We start from the raw sequence: 16,713 nt of genomic DNA, 5'->3' as shown, positions 1-16,713 counted from the left end.
CGATGGAATCATCGACCACCCATGCCATCGTCGAGGCGCTGACCAAGGCCATTGTGGAGCACCGGCTGCACCCGGGCACCAAGCTGGCGGAACAAAAACTCGCCGACCATTTCGGCGTCTCGCGCACGCTGGTGCGGCAGGCGCTGTTCCAGCTTTCGCAAAACCGGCTGATACGGCTGGAGCCCGCGCGCGGCGCCTTTGTGGCCGCGCCCTCGGTGATGGAGGCGCGCCAGGTGTTCGCGGTGCGCCGCATGCTGGAGGCCGAGATGACACGCGCTTTTGTGCGCGAGGTCACGCCCGCGAAAATCAAGGCGCTCAAGGAGCACGTGGCCCAGGAAAAAACCGCGCTCGACATAGGCGACGTGCCCGGCCGCACCGAGCTGCTGGGCGACTTCCATGTGCGCATGGCCGAGCTCATGGGCAACGAAGTATTGGCGCAGATGCTGGGCGAGCTGATCTCGCGCTGCGCGCTGATCACGCTGATGTACCAGACCGCCAGCGCCGCCGAACACTCCAACGACGAGCACGCCGAAATCGTCAAGGCCCTGGCCGCCAAGGACGAAGCCCTGGCGGTGCGCCTGATGACCGAGCACCTGCTGCACGTCGAGGAAAACCTGGCCTTCGACCGCAAGGTGCCGACCAACGATATTTCGATGGCGCTGTCATGAGTACGAACTATCCACGGGACCTCGTCGGCTACGGCCGCAACCCGCCGCAGGCCAACTGGCCCGGCAAGGCGCGCATCGCCGTGCAGTTCGTGCTGAATTACGAAGAAGGCGGCGAAAACTCGGTGCTGCACGGCGACGCCGGCTCCGAGCAGTTTTTGTCCGAGATGGCCAACCCGCCCAGCTTTGCCGACCGCCACCTGAGCATGGAAGGCATTTACGAGTACGGCTCGCGCGTGGGCGTGTGGCGCATCCTGCGCGAGTTTGAAAAACGCGGGTTGCCGCTGACCGTCTTCGGCGTCGGCATGGCCCTGCAGCGCCACCCTGAAGTGGCCGCCGCCTTCACCGAACTCGGGCACGAAATCGCCTGCCACGGCTGGCGCTGGATCAACTACCAGCAGATCGACGAAGCCACCGAGCGCGAACACATGCGCCTGGGCCTGGACGCGATCGAAAAACTCACCGGCACGCGCCCGCTGGGCTGGTACACCGGCCGCGACAGCCCGAATACACGCCGGCTGGTGGCCGACGACGGCCGGCTCGAATACGACAGCGACTACTACGGCGACGAGCTGCCCTTCTGGACCGAAGTGGCGCGCACGGACGGCGCCGTCGTGCCGCGCCTGGTCGTGCCCTACACGCTGGACACCAACGACATGCGTTTTTCCCTGCCCCAGGGTTTTGCGCAGGCCGAGGATTTTTTCATCTACCTGCGCGACAGCTTCGACGCTCTGTATGCCGAAGGCGGCGAGTCGCCCAAGATGCTCAGCATAGGCATGCACTGCCGCCTGCTGGGCCGGCCCGGCCGCATCGTGGCGCTGCAACGTTTCCTCGACCATGTGCAAAAGCATGACCGCGTCTGGGTCTGCCGCCGCATCGACATCGCCCGCCACTGGCAGGCCACCCACCCCTACACGCCCCGGCAGGAAAGCTGAACATGGCCATCACCCTTGAACAGGTCAACACCGCGCCGCGCGACCAGGCGCTGCAACTGCTCGACGGCCTCTACGAGCATTCGCCCTGGGTGGCCGAAAAAGCCCTGGACGCCCGCCCCTTCCGCTCGCTGGCGCACCTGAAGCACGCCATGGCGCAGGTGCTGCGCCAGGCCGGCAGGGACGCGCAGGTCAAGCTCATCAAAGCCCACCCCGAGCTCGCCGGCAAGGCCATGGTCAGCAAAACGCTCACTGCAGAGTCGACCCACGAACAGGGCAAGGCCGGCCTGGCCGATTGCACGCCCGAAGAGTTCGCCACGCTGCAACAGCTCAACACCGACTACAACGCGAAATTCGGCTTCCCCTTCATCCTTGCGGTGCGCGGCCCGCGCGGCACCGGCCTCAGCCGGCAGCAGATCATCGACACCTTCGCGCGCCGCCTGCAGAACCACCCCGATTTCGAGCTGCAGGAAAACCTGCGCAACATCCACCGCGTGGTGGAATTGCGGCTCAACGACAAGTTCGCCGCCACACCCTCACTGGGCAACGACGTCTGGGACTGGCATGAAGCCATGTCGCAGTACAGCGACCCGGGCTACCTTGAAAAAGGCCAGCTCACGGTGACCTACCTCACCGACGCGCACCGTGCTTGCGCGGCCTACATCAGCGCCACCATGCGGGACTGCGGCTTTGACGAGGTCAACATCGACGCCGTCGGCAATGTGGTGGGGGTTTACAGGGCCGGTACCGTTCGCCCTGAGCCTGTCGAAGGGCCGGCTTCGACAAGCTCAGCCCGAACGGTTCAAGCAAAGACCCTCCTCACCGGCAGCCACTACGACACCGTGCGCAACGGCGGCAAGTACGACGGCCGGCTCGGCATCTTCGCGCCCATGGCCTGCGTGCGCGAGTTGCACCGCCAGGGCAAGCGCCTGCCCTTCAACATCGAGGTCGTGGGCTTTGCCGAAGAGGAAGGCCAGCGCTACAAGGCCACCTTCCTCGGTTCGGGCGCGCTGACAGGCGACTTCAAGCCCGAGTGGCTGGAGCAGAAAGACGCCGACGGCATCACCATGCGCGAGGCCATGCTGAAGGCGGGCCTGAAGCCCGAAGAGATTGCAAAGATCAAACGCAATGCCGCTGACTACGTCGGCTTTGTCGAGGTCCACATCGAGCAGGGCCCGGTGCTCAACGAACTCGACTTGCCGCTGGGCATCGTGACCTCCATCAACGGCAATGTGCGCTACCTCTGCGAAATCACCGGCATGGCCAGCCACGCCGGCACCACGCCCATGAACCGGCGCCGCGACGCGGCCGCCGCGGCGGCCGAGCTGCTGCTCTACGTGGAGCGCCGCGCGGCGCAGGACGGCGACTCCGTCGGCACAGTCGGCATGCTGCAGGTGCCCAACGGCTCCATCAACGTGGTGCCGGGGCGCTGCCTGTTCTCGCTGGACCTGCGCGCCCCCGTCGACGCACAGCGTGACGCGCTGGTGGCCGACGTGCTGGCCGAACTCAACACCATTTGTGAACGCCGCGGCGTGCACTACACGACCGAACTGACCGAGCGCGCCGCCGCCGCGCCCAGCGCGCCGGCCTGGCAGCAGCGCTGGGAGCGCGCGGTCGATTCGCTGGGCGTGCCGTTGCATGCCATGCCCAGCGGCGCCGGCCATGACGCCATGAAGCTGCACAAGGTGATGCCGCAGGCCATGCTCTTCGTGCGCGGCCAGAACTCCGGCATCAGCCACAACCCGCTGGAAAGCAGCACCAGCGACGACATCCAGCTTGCGATCCAGGCCTTCACGCACCTGCTCACCCATCTCGCTCCCTGACCACCACAATGACATTCCCCACTGATTACGCCCGGCTGGACAGCTGGATAGACGCCCATTTCGACGAGGAAACCGCCTTCCTGCAGCAGCTCATACGCGTGCCCACCGACACGCCGCCCGGCAACAACGCGCCGCATGCCGAGCGCACCGCCGAACTCATCAAGGCCTTCGGCTTCGAAGCTGAAAAACATCCCGTGCCCGAGGCCGAGGTGCGTGCCTATGGCATGGAGTCCATCACCAACCTGATCGTGCGCCGCCAGTATGGCAACAAGGGAGAAGGCAGAACCATCGCCCTCAACGCCCACGGCGACGTGGTGCCGCCCGGCGAGGGCTGGACCCACGACCCCTACGGCGGTGAGATAGCGGACGGCAAGATCTACGGTCGCGCGTCCGCCGTCAGCAAATGCGATTTCGCAAGCTTCACCTTCGCGGTGCGCGCGCTCGAGGCGCTGGGCGCGCCGCTCAAGGGCGCTATCGAACTGCACTTCACCTACGACGAGGAATTCGGCGGCGAGATGGGCCCGGGCTGGCTGCTCAAAAACGGCCTGACCAAACCCGACCTGCTGATCGCGGCCGGTTTCTCGTACGAAGTTGTGACCGCCCACAACGGCTGCCTGCAGATGGAAGTCACCGTGCACGGCAAGATGGCGCATGCCGCCATTCCCGACACCGGCATCGACGCGCTGCAGGGCGCGGTCCACATCCTCAACGCCCTCTACGCGCAGAACACGCTCTACCAGCAGGTCACGTCCAAAGTCGAGGGCATCAAACACCCCTACCTCAACGTGGGCCGCATCGAAGGCGGCACCAACACCAACGTGGTGCCCGGCAAGGTGATGTTCAAGCTGGACCGCCGCATGATCCCCGAAGAGAACCCCGCGGAAGTCGAAGCCAATATCCGCCAGGTGATTGCCGATGCCGCCGCCGGACGCAAGGGCATTACGGTCGACATCAAGCGCCTGCTGCTGGCCAATTCGATGCGGCCGCTGCCCGGCAACAAGCCGCTGGTCGAGGCCATCCAGAAGCACGGCGAGGCACTCTTCGGCCAGAAGATCCCGGCCATGGGCACGCCGCTGTACACCGACGTGCGCCTGTACGCCGAAGCCGGCATTCCCGGCGTGATCTACGGCGCCGGCCCGCGCACCGTGCTTGAATCGCACGCCAAGCGCGCCGACGAGCGCCTGGAACTCGAAGACCTGCGCCGCGCCACCAAGGTGATTGCGCGCACGCTGCGCGACCTGCTGGCCTGAATCCCGGGGTGATCACGGACGCAAAAAAACGGTAAAAGCCGGGGAACCCGGCGCGACTTGGCCGAAAATAGGCCGGACGCCGCGACCAGAAGAAGCGCCAACACCAGGCGCGGCACTGTTTTTGCTAATCCCCTTTCAGACGCATGCCAGCGCCGCCGCCCGGCGGGCGACATGCTTTTGCACCCAGTTCCAGGACACCCCATGACACACCGCCTGCCATTCCCATTTGCCGCACAGCTCGCCAAAACCACCGCCCTGCTCGCCGCCACCGCGGCCTTCAGCATCGCCCACGCGCAGAACACCCCCATCAAGTTCCAGCTCGACTGGCGCTTTGAGGGCCCCGCCGCCCTCTTCCTCACGCCGGTGGCCAAGGGCTACTTCAAGGCCAACAAGCTGGACGTGACAGTGGACGCCGGCAACGGCTCGGGCGGCGCCGTCACGCGCGTGGCCTCGGGCACCTACGACATGGGTTTTGCCGACCTCGCCTCGGTCATGGAGTTCCACGCCAACAACCCCGACGCGCCCAACAAGCCGGTGGCCGTGATGATGGTCTACAACAACACGCCCGCCTCTGTCATGGCGCTCAAGAAGTCGGGCATCAAAACCCCGGCCGACCTGAACGGCAAAAAAATGGGCGCCCCGGTGTTCGACGCCGGCCGCCGCGCCTTCCCGGTGTTTGCCAAGGCCAACAAGATCACCGGCTTCCAATGGGTCACCATGGACCCGCCGCTGCGTGAAACCATGCTGGCGCGCGGCGACGTGGACGCCATCACCGGCTTCACCTTCACCTCGCTGATCAACCTCGAGGCGCGCGGCGTCAAGCCCGAGGACGTGGTGGTGCTGCCCTATGCCGACTTCGGCGTGAAGCATTACGGCAACGTCGTCATCGCCTCGCCCAAACTCATCAAGGAGAACCCCGCCGCCGTCAAGGCCTTCCTGCAGGCCTTTACCCACGGCGTGAAAGACGTGGTGGCCGACCCGGCCGCCGCGATTGAATTCGTCAAGGCGCGCGACGGCATCATCAACGTGCCGCTCGAAATACGCCGCCTGCGCCTGGCGATAGACACCGTGATCAACAGCCCCGACGCGCGCGCCGAAGGTTTCGGCCAGGTCAAAATGCCCCGCCTCACGCTGATGGCCTCGCAGGTCTCGGACGCCTTCGGCACCAAGACCCGCGTGGACCCGAATGTGGTGTGGAACGGTAGTTTCCTGCCGACGGCGGCCGAACTCAACGTGCTGCCCGTCCCCAAGAAATAAACATGGCCCTGGCTACCGCCGACAAAAATTTCGTCGACTTTCAGGACGTCTGGCTCGCCTACAACGACGAGCTGCTCGCGCGCAAACAGTTTTCCGTCGAGGCGATTGACCTGCAGGTGCGGCAGGGCGAATTCATCGCCATCGTCGGGCCTTCGGGCTGCGGCAAGTCCACCTTCATGAAGCTGGCCACCGGCCTGAAGATGCCCTCGGCCGGCCGCATCCTGATCGACGGCCGGCCCGTGACCGGCCCGCTCAAGATCTCGGGCATGGCCTTCCAGGCGCCTTCGCTGCTGCCCTGGCGCACCACGGTGGGCAATGTGCTGCTGCCGCTCGAAATCGTCGAGCCCTACCGCAGCCAGTTCAAGGCCAGGCGCAAGGAGTTTGAAGAACGCGCGCGCCGCCTGCTGCAAAAGGTGGGCCTCGCCGGCTATGAAGACAAATTTCCCTGGCAGCTCTCAGGCGGCATGCAGCAGCGCGCGAGCATCTGCCGCGCGCTGATCCACGAGCCCAAGATGCTGCTGCTCGACGAGCCCTTCGGCGCGCTCGACGCCTTCACGCGCGAAGAGCTCTGGTGCATCCTGCGCGACCTCTGGACCGAGCAGCGCTTCAACGTGATCCTGGTCACGCATGATTTGCGCGAGTCGGTCTTCCTGGCCGACACGGTGTATGTGATGAGCAAAAGCCCGGGCCGCTTTGTCGTCAAACGCGACATCGACCTGCCGCGCCCGCGCGACCTGGAAGTGACTTACACCCGCGAGTTCAGCGACATCGTGCACGAGCTGCGCGGCCACATAGGCGCGGTGCGCGGCGGTACCGCGCCATGAACATGAACAACAAGCAGCTTGAACGCTGGGCGCCCTGGGTGCTGCTGGCGCTGGTCGTCGCGCTGTGGCAGGCCGTGTGCAGCGGCTTCTCAATACCCGAGTTCATTTTTCCCGCGCCGCTCACCATCGCCCAGGCCATGACCGAGTTCGCCGGGCCGATTGCCGAAGCCGCCTGGAAAACCTTCTGGGTCACCATGGTGGGCTTCGGGATTTCCATCGTCGTCGGCGTGCTGCTCGGTTTTCTGGTCGGCTCGTCCAGGCTGGCCTATGCGGCGGTCTACCCCTTGCTGGTGGCCTTCAACGCCGTGCCCAAGGCCGCCATCGTCCCCATCCTCATCGTCTGGTTCGGCATAGGCGTGGGCCCGGGCATCCTGACGGCCTTCCTGATCTCGTTTTTCCCCATCACCGTCAACATGGCCACAGGGCTGGCCACCCTGGAGCCCGAACTCGAAGACGTGCTGCGCGTGCTCGGCGCCAAACGCTGGGACGTGCTGGTCAAAGTCGGAATGCCGCGCTCCATGCCCTACTTTTTTGCCTCGCTCAAGGTGTCCATCACGCTGGCTTTCGTCGGCACCGTGCTGGCCGAAATGACCGCCGGCGATTCGGGCATCGGCTACCTGATGCAAAGCGCGGCTTCGCAGCAACGGTTGGCGCTGGCGTTTGCCGGGCTGGTGGTGATAGGTGGGATGGCGATGGTGATGTATGAGCTTTTCAGTTATGTGGAGAGGCATACAACCGGTTGGGCGCATCGAGGGTTGCGTTAAGCCGGGTCTTGCTCCGGCTTTTGCGCGCCTCGCCCTTCGTATAGGCTTGCTGGCCGGGGGTTGCCCGGCGGCAACTCACTTTTCTTTTGCTTCGCCAAAAGAAAAGTAAGCAAAAGAAAAGGCGACCCTGGTTGCTGCGTCCCTTCGCTTCGCTGCGGGCAACCTGCGGTGCTCGGTTCAGGCGGGGTCTCGCTAAACTCGCTTCGCTCAGACAACGCGATCCCTGATCCGCCTGAACCTGCGCTCCTCGGCGCATCCACAAGGGGTGGAAACGGGGAAAAGAAATACAAAGCAGCCGAAGACAAAAACCGAATACCTGAAGAAACAAGGACTCGCCATGGCGAGTCCTTGTTGGTATTTGTATTGTTCATTGTCTTCTGTCCCCGCTCCCGATTGCCCCTTGTGGATGCGCCGAGGAGCGGAGGGCCAGACGGATCAGGGCAAAAACTTGTTTGAGCGAAGCGAGTTGTTTTTGACCCCGGCTGGACCGAGCACCACAGGTTGCCCCGGAGCGAAGCGCAGGGGACGCAGGAACCAGGGTCGCCTTTTTTTGCTTACTTTTTCTGGCGAAGCAAAAAAAGTGAGTCGCATGCCGGGCGACCCCGGCCAGCAAACCCACGCAGAGGGCACTCCGCCGGAGCAAGAACCGGCCCTAGAGAAACCTCTCCAGCAGCCGCCGCGACCCCCGATCCAGCGCCGTCATATCCCGAACGCTGTACTGAACCCCCTGGCTACCGGCAATCAACAAGCCCGTCCGCGCCAGCCGACGAATGTCCTCTTCACCCTTCAGGATGAAAGAAGTCTCCCCGCGATCAGTCTCAACAGTCCACACGCTGGGCGTGCCGAAGCTCGATACGCTTTTGAGCCGCGTGATCTCGGGCACAAAGTCGCGCAGCGCGAGTTCTTCTTCGATCAGCGCGCGGGCAGCGGGCGCCACGGCCGGCAGGCTGTCTATCCAGGCGACCTCGTGGCCTTCGGTGTTGACGAGCGAGACGCCTTCGTCGGGCGCGGCAATCGGGAAGGCGCGCACGGGCACGACGCCGGTGTGCGGATGGCCGGCCGCGTCGGTGAACACCAGGCGGCCGGCGGCGTCGCGTTCCAGCCGCAGGGCCTGTTCGGCGGGAGTCTTTGAAATGGAATCAGTCATGGAGGGCTCCGGGCTTATGCGTTGTCGACGTGCTCGGCGGCGTGGGCGATCTGCGAGGTGGCCAGCGCGATGCGGCGTTCCTGGTCTTCTTCGCCGCCCTCTTCGCTGTCGACCTGGCGCGCCTGGGCTTCGTAGAGCCGCCAGTAGGCGCCCTGCCTGGCCATGAGTTCGTCGTGCGGGCCGACTTCGACCACCTGGCCGCGGTCCATCACCACCAGGCGGTCGGCCTTGCGCAACGTCGAGAGGCGGTGGGCAATGGCGATCGTCGTACGGCCCTGCACCAGGTTGTCGAGGGCACGCTGGATTTCTTTTTCGGTCTCAGTGTCCACCGAGGAAGTGGCTTCGTCCAGGATCAGGATGCGCGGGTCTATCAGCAGCGCGCGCGCAATCGAGATGCGCTGGCGTTCGCCGCCCGACAGGCCCTGGCCGCGCTCGCCCACCAGCGAGTCGTAGCCCTGCGCCAGGCGCAGGATGAATTCATGCGCATGGGCGGCGCGCGCGGCCGCGACGATCTCGGCGCGCGTGGCGCCGGGCTTGCCGTAGGCGATGTTCTCGGCAATCGTGCCGAAAAAGAGGAAGGGCTCCTGCAGCACCAGGCCGATGTTGCGGCGGTAGTCGGCCACGCCGAAGCGGCGTATGTCGGTGCCGTCCACGCTGATGGCGCCGTCGCTCACGTCGTAGAAGCGGCAGATCAGGTTGACCAGCGTGCTTTTGCCCGAGCCGCTGTGGCCCACCAGGCCGATCATCTCGCCGGGCCGTATCTGCAAATCAAGCCCGCGAATCACCGAGCGGTTGCCGTAGCGAAACCCCAGGTTCTTCATGTCGATGCGGCCTTCGAGCTGGCCTATCTTCACCGGGTTGGCGGTGTCCGGCACGTTGGAGACGTGGTCCAGGATGTCGAAGATGCGCTTGGCGCCGGCCGCGGCCTTTTGCGTGACCGAGACGATGCGGCTCATGGAATCAAGCCGGCCGTAAAAGCGCCCTATGTAGGCGATAAAGGCCGTCAGCACACCGACGGTGATCTGCTGCTTCGAGACCAGCCAGATGCCGAAGGCCCAGACCACCAGCAACCCCACCTCGGTGAGCAGCGAAACGGTGGGCGTGAACAGCGACCAGGTCTTGTTGAGCTTGTCGTTGACGGCCAGGTTGTGCTGGTTGACTTCGCGAAAGCGCTGGGCTTCGCGCTTTTCCTGGGCAAAGGCTTTCACCACGCGGATGCCGGGAATCGTGTCGGCCAGCACATTGGTCACGTCCGACCAGACGCGGTCTATCTTTTCAAAGCCGGTGCGCAGCTTGTCGCGCACCACGTGGATCATCCAGCCGATAAAAGGCAGCGGCAGCAGCGTCACCACCGCCAGCCAGGGGTTGATGGAAAACAGGATGACCGCGGTCATCACGATCATCAGCACGTCGGTCGCGAAATCCAGCGCGTGCAGCGACAAAAACACGCAGATGCGGTCGGTTTCCGAGCCTATGCGCGACATCAGGTCGCCGGTGCGCTTTCCGCCGAAGTAGTCCAGCGAGAGTTCCAGCAGGTGGTCGAAGGTGGCGGTGCGCAGGTCGGCGCCTATGCGCTCGGACACCAGCGCCAGCAAATAGGTGCGCGCCCAGTTCAGCGCCCAGCCCAGCACGGCCGCGGCCAGCAGGCCGCCCAGCAGCGCCGCCACCTTCCCGGGCGCAATCTGCTGGCCGTTCTGGAAGGGGATCAGGATGTCGTCCATCAGCGGGATGGTCAGGTAGGGCGGCACCAGCGTGGCGGCGGTGGAGGCCAGCGTCAGCAAAAACCCGGCCAGCAGCTGGTGGCGGTAGGGATGGGCAAAACGCCAGAGCCGCAGCAGCACCCAGGTCGAGGGCGGCGTGTGCAATTCGCGGGCGCAGGCCGGGCATTCCTCGCTGTCCGGCGGCAGCGGCAGGTCGCATTCGGGGCACAGGGCGGTTTCGTCGGGCAAAAGCGCCTCGCCGCCGGCCTGGTTTCCGGCCTGGGCCTGGTGCTGGGCAAACAGCCGCACCAGGCGCAGGGCCTGCACGTTGGCACCAAGGGTAAACCGCCATCCGGCCAGGCGAATGCCGCCCTGGTGCAGCTCCAGCGTGCCCACGCCGGCATGGTCGAAATGGCGCAGCGACAGGCCCGGCAGGCCGTTTCCGGCCGCGTCCAGCGTGGGCCAGGCGGCCCATTCGCCGGCGGGGTTGCGGGCCAGCAGCCGGCGGCCGGTCAGGGCCAGCAGGCCCTGGGCAAAACGAAGTTGGCCGTCCAGGTCAACCACCAGGGTGCACAGAACGTTCTCATCGGGTGCAAGTTGTGAGCGAAGCCCCGCCAAAGCGGGGTCGGTAAGGCTGGAGTCGTCTGCCGGGTGATGGTGTTGCATTGTGTTGGTGAATTCTTGGCGTCCCGCATCTGGCGCGGCCGGGTTTTCGCAGGTCTTGGTCTTCGCGCGTGGGGAACCCGAAAGAGGGATTTTCGCCGAATGCGGCCCGAAACGACAGTGTTTGACCTTTCAATCCCCTGGAAATGGCGAAACCGGCGTATCGGCCCCCCTGGCGACCGGCCCGTTCGCGATTAAAACAACGACAAAGCGCAAGAGACAAACGGGGATCCACCGGGGCCTTCACCGGCTTCACATAAAAATCATCGGCCAGGCGCCGGGCCTCGCACCGACGGGTGCGGCCGCCCTGCCTTGCCGACCATGTTGCGAACAATGAGCCCACAGGACGACATCAAGCTGCTGCGCATCAACTACCTGCGCGGCCCCAACATCTGGACCTACCGGGCCGTGCTGGAGGTCTGGCTGGACCTCGGCACCCTCGAAGACTTCCCCTCCAACGAGCTGCCGGGCTTCAACGACCGCCTGGTCGCCCTGCTGCCGGCCCTGGTCGAACACCACTGCGGCGTGGGCGAGCGCGGCGGCTTCATCCAGCGCCTGCTGGAAGGCACCTGGTCCGGCCACGTGCTGGAGCACGTCGTCATCGAGCTGCTCAACCTGTCCGACATGCCCACCGGTTTCGGCCAGACGCGCAGCACCACCCAGCGCGGCGTCTACCGCATGGTCTTCCGGGCGCGCGACGAGCAGGTCGCCCGCACCGCGCTGGCCGAGGGCCACCGCCTGCTGATGGCCGCCATCAACGGCACGCCCTACGGCAAGGCCGACGTGCAGGCCTCTGTCGAGAAAATCCGCGCCAAGGTCGACGACTGCTACCTGGGGCCCAGCACCGCCTCCATCGTGGCCGCCGCCACCGACCGCCGCATCCCCCACATCCGCCTGAACGACGGCAACCTGGTGCAGCTGGGCTACGGCGCCAGCCAGCGCCGCATCTGGACGGCCGAGACCGATCTCACCAGCGCGATCGCCGAAGGCATCGCCCACGACAAGGACCTCACCAAAAGCCTGCTGGCCACCTGCGGCGTTCCAGTGCCCGAGGGCCAGATCGTGGCCACGCCCGAAGAAGCCTGGGAAGCGGCCGAAGACATAGGCCTGCCGGTGGTCGTCAAGCCGACCGACGGCAACCACGGCCGCGGCGTCTCGCTGGACCTGAAAACCCGGGCCGAGGTCGAGGCCGCCTTCGTGGTGGCCGCGCGGCACGGCAGCGAGGTCATGGTCGAGCGCTTTGTGCGCGGCCACGAATACCGTCTGCTGGTGGTCGGCGGCCGCGTGGTCGCCGCCGCGCGCGGTGAAGCCGCCTGGGTGACCGGCGACGGCAGCGCCACGGTCTCGCAGCTCGTGGACGCCCAGCTCAACACCGACCCGCGCCGCGGCGTGGGTGAGGACTTCCCGCTGGGCCGCATCAACACCGCCACCGACGGCGCCATCATTCTTGATCTGCAGCGCCAGGGCCTGGCGCCCGACGCCATCCCGGCCGCCGGCCGTGAAGTGCTGATCCAGCGCAACGGCAACGTCGCCATCGACTGCACCGACGCCGTGCACCCCGAGGTCGACCACATCGTCTCGCTGGCCGCGCGCGTCGTGGGCCTGGACATCGCCGGCGTCGACGTGGTCGCGCAGGACATCTCGCGCCCGCTGCACGCGCAGGGCGGCGCCATCGTCGAAGTCAACGCCGGCCCCGGCCTGCTGATGCACCTCAAGCCCGCCGAAGGCGCGCCGCGCCCGGTGGGCCGCGCCATCTGCGACCACCTCTTCCCGCACACCGATGCCGACACCGGCCCCGACGGCCGCATCCCCATCGTCGGCATCGCCGGCTCCGGCGGCAACCACCGCATCGCCAAGCTCGTGGCCTGGCTGCTGCACCTGTCGGGCCGGCACACCGGCCTGGCCTGCCAGGCGGGCCTGTTCCTCGACCAGCGCTGCGTCGACGCCTCCGACTGCGCCAACTGGGAAGCCGGCCAGCGCCTGCTGATCAACCGCGCGGTCCAGGCTGCCGTGTTTGAAAACGGCGCCGACACCATCCTGCGCACCGGCCTTCCTTACGACAAATGCCAGGTCGGCGTGGTCACCGACCTGGGCGGCGCGCAAGGCCTCGCCGAGTTCGACATCACCGAAAACGACCAGATGTACAAGGTCATGCGCTCGCAGGTCGACGTGGTGCTGCCCGGCGGCGCCGCCGTGCTCAATGCCGGCGATGCGCGCATTGCCGAGATGGCCGAGCTCTGCGACGGCGAAGTGATTTTCTACAGCACCGACCCCAAGGCCGCGGCCATCGCCGCGCATTGCGCCCAGGGCGGCCGCGCGCTGTATGTGCGGCAGGACCAGGTGGTGCTGGCCACCGGCGCCAGCGAGGCCTTTTTGCCCGGCCTGGGCAAGCTGTCGGCCTGGCGCGAACGCCGCGGCCTGAGCGAAGACGCCCTGCTGGCCGCCGTGGGCGCCGCCTGGGCGCTGGGCATCTCACTGAATCTGATAGGCGCCGGCATGGAAGCCTTTGAAACCACCCCTAAAACCGCCGGGAGTGCCGAGTAATGGAAGTGTCCCGCATCCGCGCCCTGCGCGGCCCCAACCTCTGGAGCCGCCACACGGCGCTCGAAGCCATCGTCGCCTGCACACCGGTTGAGTGCAACATCGCCGCCCTGGACGGCTTCGAGCCGCGCGTGCGCGCGCTCTTCCCCGGCATGGGCGCGCTGCGCCAGACCGGCCATGCCGGCCCCGTCTCGCTGGCCCACGTGCTCGAAGCCGCCGCGCTCGAGCTGCAGGCCGCCGCCGGCTGCCCCATCACCTTCAGCCACACCGCCGCCACCGTCGAGGCCGGCACCTACCAGGTCGTCGTCGAGTACAGCGAGGAAGCCGTCGGCCGCCTGGCCTTTGAACTCGCGCAGGCGCTGATCCACGCCGCCCTGCGCGACACCGCCTTCGACCTCGAAGCCGCGATCGCCCAGTTGCGCGACCTCGACGAAGACGAGCGCCTGGGCCCCAGCACCGGCGCCATCGTCGACGCCGCCGTGGCGCGCGGCATTCCTTACCGCCGCCTCACCAAGGGCAGCATGGTGCAGTTCGGCTGGGGCTCCAAACAGCGCCGCATCCAGGCCGCCGAGGTCGACTCCACCAGCGCCGTCGCCGAATCCATCGCGCAGGACAAGGACCTCACCAAAAAACTGCTGCGCGCCGCCGGCGTGCCGGTGCCGCTGGGCCGCCCCGTCACCGACCCCGACGACGCCTGGGCCGCCGCGCTGCAGGTCGGCCTGCCCGTGGTCGTCAAGCCGCAGGACGGCAACCAGGGCAAGGGCGTCACCGTCAACATCGTCACGCGCGACCACCTGGACGTCGCCTACAAGGCCGCCGCCGAACACGGCGAAGTCATGGTCGAGAAATTTTTGCCCGGCAGCGACTTCCGCCTGCTGGTGGTCGGCAGCAAGCTGGTCGCCGCCTCGCGGCGCGAGCCGCCGCAGGTGGTGGGCGACGGCCTGCACACCGTGCGCGAACTCGTCGACATCGTCAACCAGGACCCGCGCCGCGGCGAAGGCCATGCCACCTCGCTCACCAAGATCCGCTTTGACGACATCGCCGTCGCGCGCCTGGAAGTGCAGGACCTCACGCCCGAATCCATTCCCGCCAAGGGCCGGCGCGTCATCCTGCGCAACAACGCCAACCTCAGCACCGGCGGCACCGCCACCGACGTCACCGACGACGTGCATCCAGCGGTCGCCGCGCGCGCCGTGGCCGCCGCGCAGATGGTGGGCCTGCACATCTGCGGCGTCGACGTGGTCTGCGAAAGCATGCTGCGCCCGCTCGAATCACAAAACGGCGGCGTCGTTGAAGTCAACGCCGCGCCCGGCCTGCGCATGCATTTGTCGCCTTCCTACGGCAAGGGCCGCGCCGTCGGCGTGGCCATGATCGACGAGCTCTTCGCCCCGGGCGACAACGGGCGTGTGCCCGTGGTCGCCGTCACCGGCACCAACGGCAAGACCACCACCACGCGCCTCATCGCCCACCTGATGGCTGCCGACGGCCTGCGCACCGGCATGACAAATACCGACGGCGTCTACATCAACGGCCGGCAGACCGACAGCGGCGACTGCAGCGGCCCCAAGAGCGCGCGCAACGTGCTCATGCACCCCGACGTCGATGCGGCCGTGTTCGAGATCGCCCGCGGCGGCGTGCTGCGCGAAGGCCTGGGTTTTGACCGCTGCGAAGTCGCCGTCGTCACCAACATCGGCAGCGGCGACCACCTGGGCCTGAACTACATCACCACCGTCGAAGACCTGGCCGTGCTCAAGCGCGTCATCGTGCAGAACGTCTCGACCACCGGGTATGCCGTGCTCAATGCCGCCGACCCCATCGTCGCCGACATGGCCGCCACCTGCCCCGGCAAAGTCATCTTCTTCGCCGCCGACCGGCATCACCCGCTCATGGCCACGCACCGCGCGCAAGGCAAGCGCACCGTCTACATCGACGGCCCCATGCTGGTCGCCGCCGAAGGCGCCTGGGTCGAGCGCATCCCGCTGCAAGGCGTGCCCGTCACGCGCGGCGGCACCATCAGCTTCCAGGTTGAAAACGTCATGGCCGCCGTCGCCGCCGCCTGGGGCGCCGGCCTGAACTGGGACACCATCAAGCGCGGCCTGGCCAGCTTCGTCAACGACGCGCACAACGCGCCCGGCCGCTTCAACGTCATGGACTACAAGGGCGCCACCGTGATCGCCGACTACGGCCACAACCCGGATGCCATGCGCGCCCTGGTAGCAGCCGTCGACGCCATGCCCGCCACACCCGGCCAGCGCCGCAGCGTCGTCATCAGCGGCGCCGGCGACCGCCGCGACAGCGACATCCGCGACCAGACCATCATCCTGGGCGGCGCCTTCGACAACGTCATCCTCTACCAGGACGCCGCCCAGCGCGGCCGGGCCGACGGCGAGGTCATGGCCTTGCTGCGCGAGGGCCTCGAAGGCGCGCACCAGGCTCGCCGGACCCAGCAGATTGACGAGATACGGGGGGAGTTTCTTGCCATCGATACTGCGCTCGAACGGCTCTCTCCCGGGGATCTTTGTTTGATCCTGGTGGACCAGGTGCAGGAGGCGCTTGAGCATTTGGCTGCTCGGGTGAAGGAAGCGAAAGTTACGCAGTAAGGGCCGGGTCTTGCGCCGGCTTGCGCGCGTGTGACCTCTGCGTAGGCTTGCTGGCCGGGTCTCGCCCCGGCGGGCGACTTACTTTCTTTTGCTTCGCCAAAAGAACGTAAGCAAAGAAAAGGCGACCCTGGTTGCTGCGTCCCTCCGCTTCGCTACGGGCAACCTGCGGTGCTCGGCTCAGGCGGGGTCTCGCTAAACTCGCTACGCTGCGCTTCGCTCAAACAACGCGATCCCTGATCCGCCTGAACCTGCGCTCCTCGGCGCATCCACAAGGGGCAATCGGGAGCGGAGACAAAGACAAAAAACCAATACCAATACAAACAAGGACTCGCCACGGCGAGTCCTTGTGGTTTTTTGTATTCGGATTTCTGTCTTCGGCTGTTTGGTATTCCTTGTCCCCACCCCTTGTGGATGCGCCGAGGAGCGGAGGGCCAGACGGATCAGGGCAAAAACTTGTTTGAGCCGCAGGCGAGTTGTTTTTGACCCCGTCTGGACCGAGCACCGCAGGTTGCCCCGGAGCGAAGCGCAGGGGACGCAGCAACCAGGG

11 protein-coding genes are annotated in these 16,713 nt (G+C 66.4%); 9 read left to right on the top strand and 2 right to left on the bottom strand.

Annotated features, from left to right (window positions below; all coding sequences use genetic code 11):
• The first annotated feature begins 2 nt into the window (after window positions 1-2).
• From ACLV74_RS22080 to ACLV74_RS22050, 7 genes are all read left to right on the top strand, one after another.
• Complete coding sequence (locus ACLV74_RS22080) at window positions 3-668, top strand: GntR family transcriptional regulator (protein ID WP_411881569.1); 666 nt, start codon at window positions 3-5, stop codon at window positions 666-668.
• The gene (gene puuE, locus ACLV74_RS22075) at window positions 665-1,600 is read left to right on the top strand and encodes an allantoinase PuuE (RefSeq protein ID WP_411881568.1); all 936 of its coding nucleotides are present in this window, start codon (window positions 665-667) and stop codon (window positions 1,598-1,600) included. The genes ACLV74_RS22080 and puuE overlap by 4 nt, the downstream gene beginning before the upstream one ends.
• Window positions 1,601-1,602: 2 nt before the next feature.
• A complete protein-coding gene (gene uraD, locus ACLV74_RS22070) occupies window positions 1,603-3,420 on the top strand; it encodes a 2-oxo-4-hydroxy-4-carboxy-5-ureidoimidazoline decarboxylase (protein ID WP_411881567.1) in 1,818 nt (605 codons plus the stop codon).
• Between the two features lie 8 nt (window positions 3,421-3,428).
• Window positions 3,429-4,670, top strand: a complete 1,242-nt coding sequence (locus ACLV74_RS22065; RefSeq protein ID WP_411881566.1) for a M20 family metallopeptidase — start codon at window positions 3,429-3,431, stop codon at window positions 4,668-4,670.
• A 201-nt stretch (window positions 4,671-4,871) separates the two neighbouring features.
• A complete protein-coding gene (locus ACLV74_RS22060; RefSeq protein ID WP_411881565.1) occupies window positions 4,872-5,927 on the top strand; it encodes an ABC transporter substrate-binding protein in 1,056 nt (351 codons plus the stop codon).
• Between the two features lie 2 nt (window positions 5,928-5,929).
• Entirely contained in the window at window positions 5,930-6,751 is an 822-nt protein-coding gene (locus tag ACLV74_RS22055) for an ABC transporter ATP-binding protein (protein ID WP_411881564.1), read from the top strand.
• A 2-nt stretch (window positions 6,752-6,753) separates the two neighbouring features.
• Window positions 6,754-7,515: an ABC transporter permease gene (locus ACLV74_RS22050; RefSeq protein ID WP_411881596.1), complete on the top strand. Its 762-nt coding sequence runs from the start codon at window positions 6,754-6,756 to the stop codon at window positions 7,513-7,515.
• A gap of 652 nt (window positions 7,516-8,167) precedes the next feature.
• On the opposite strand, the gene ACLV74_RS22045 is transcribed toward ACLV74_RS22050, so the two are convergent.
• Window positions 8,168-8,662, bottom strand: coding sequence for a DUF1854 domain-containing protein (locus tag ACLV74_RS22045; protein WP_411881563.1), 495 nt, complete (start codon window positions 8,660-8,662; stop codon window positions 8,168-8,170).
• 14 nt (window positions 8,663-8,676) lie between these two features.
• Window positions 8,677-11,028, bottom strand: a complete 2,352-nt coding sequence (locus ACLV74_RS22040; protein ID WP_411881562.1) for an ABC transporter ATP-binding protein — start codon at window positions 11,026-11,028, stop codon at window positions 8,677-8,679.
• 330 nt (window positions 11,029-11,358) lie between these two features.
• Here ACLV74_RS22040 and cphA (ACLV74_RS22035) point away from each other — a divergent pair, with 330 nt between their 5' ends.
• Complete coding sequence (gene cphA, locus ACLV74_RS22035; protein WP_411881561.1) at window positions 11,359-13,569, top strand: cyanophycin synthetase; 2,211 nt, start codon at window positions 11,359-11,361, stop codon at window positions 13,567-13,569.
• Window positions 13,569-16,166, top strand: a complete 2,598-nt coding sequence (gene cphA / locus ACLV74_RS22030; RefSeq protein WP_411881560.1) for a cyanophycin synthetase — start codon at window positions 13,569-13,571, stop codon at window positions 16,164-16,166. Before cphA (ACLV74_RS22035) ends, cphA (ACLV74_RS22030) begins: the two co-directional genes overlap by 1 nt.
• Window positions 16,167-16,713 lie beyond the last annotated feature (547 nt).

Source organism: Polaromonas sp. YR568 (assembly GCF_943369415.1).
GTDB lineage: Bacteria > Pseudomonadota > Gammaproteobacteria > Burkholderiales > Burkholderiaceae_C > Polaromonas.
The sequence above is the reverse complement of the archived record's forward strand: the minus strand, read 5'-3'. Positions and strand labels throughout refer to the sequence as shown.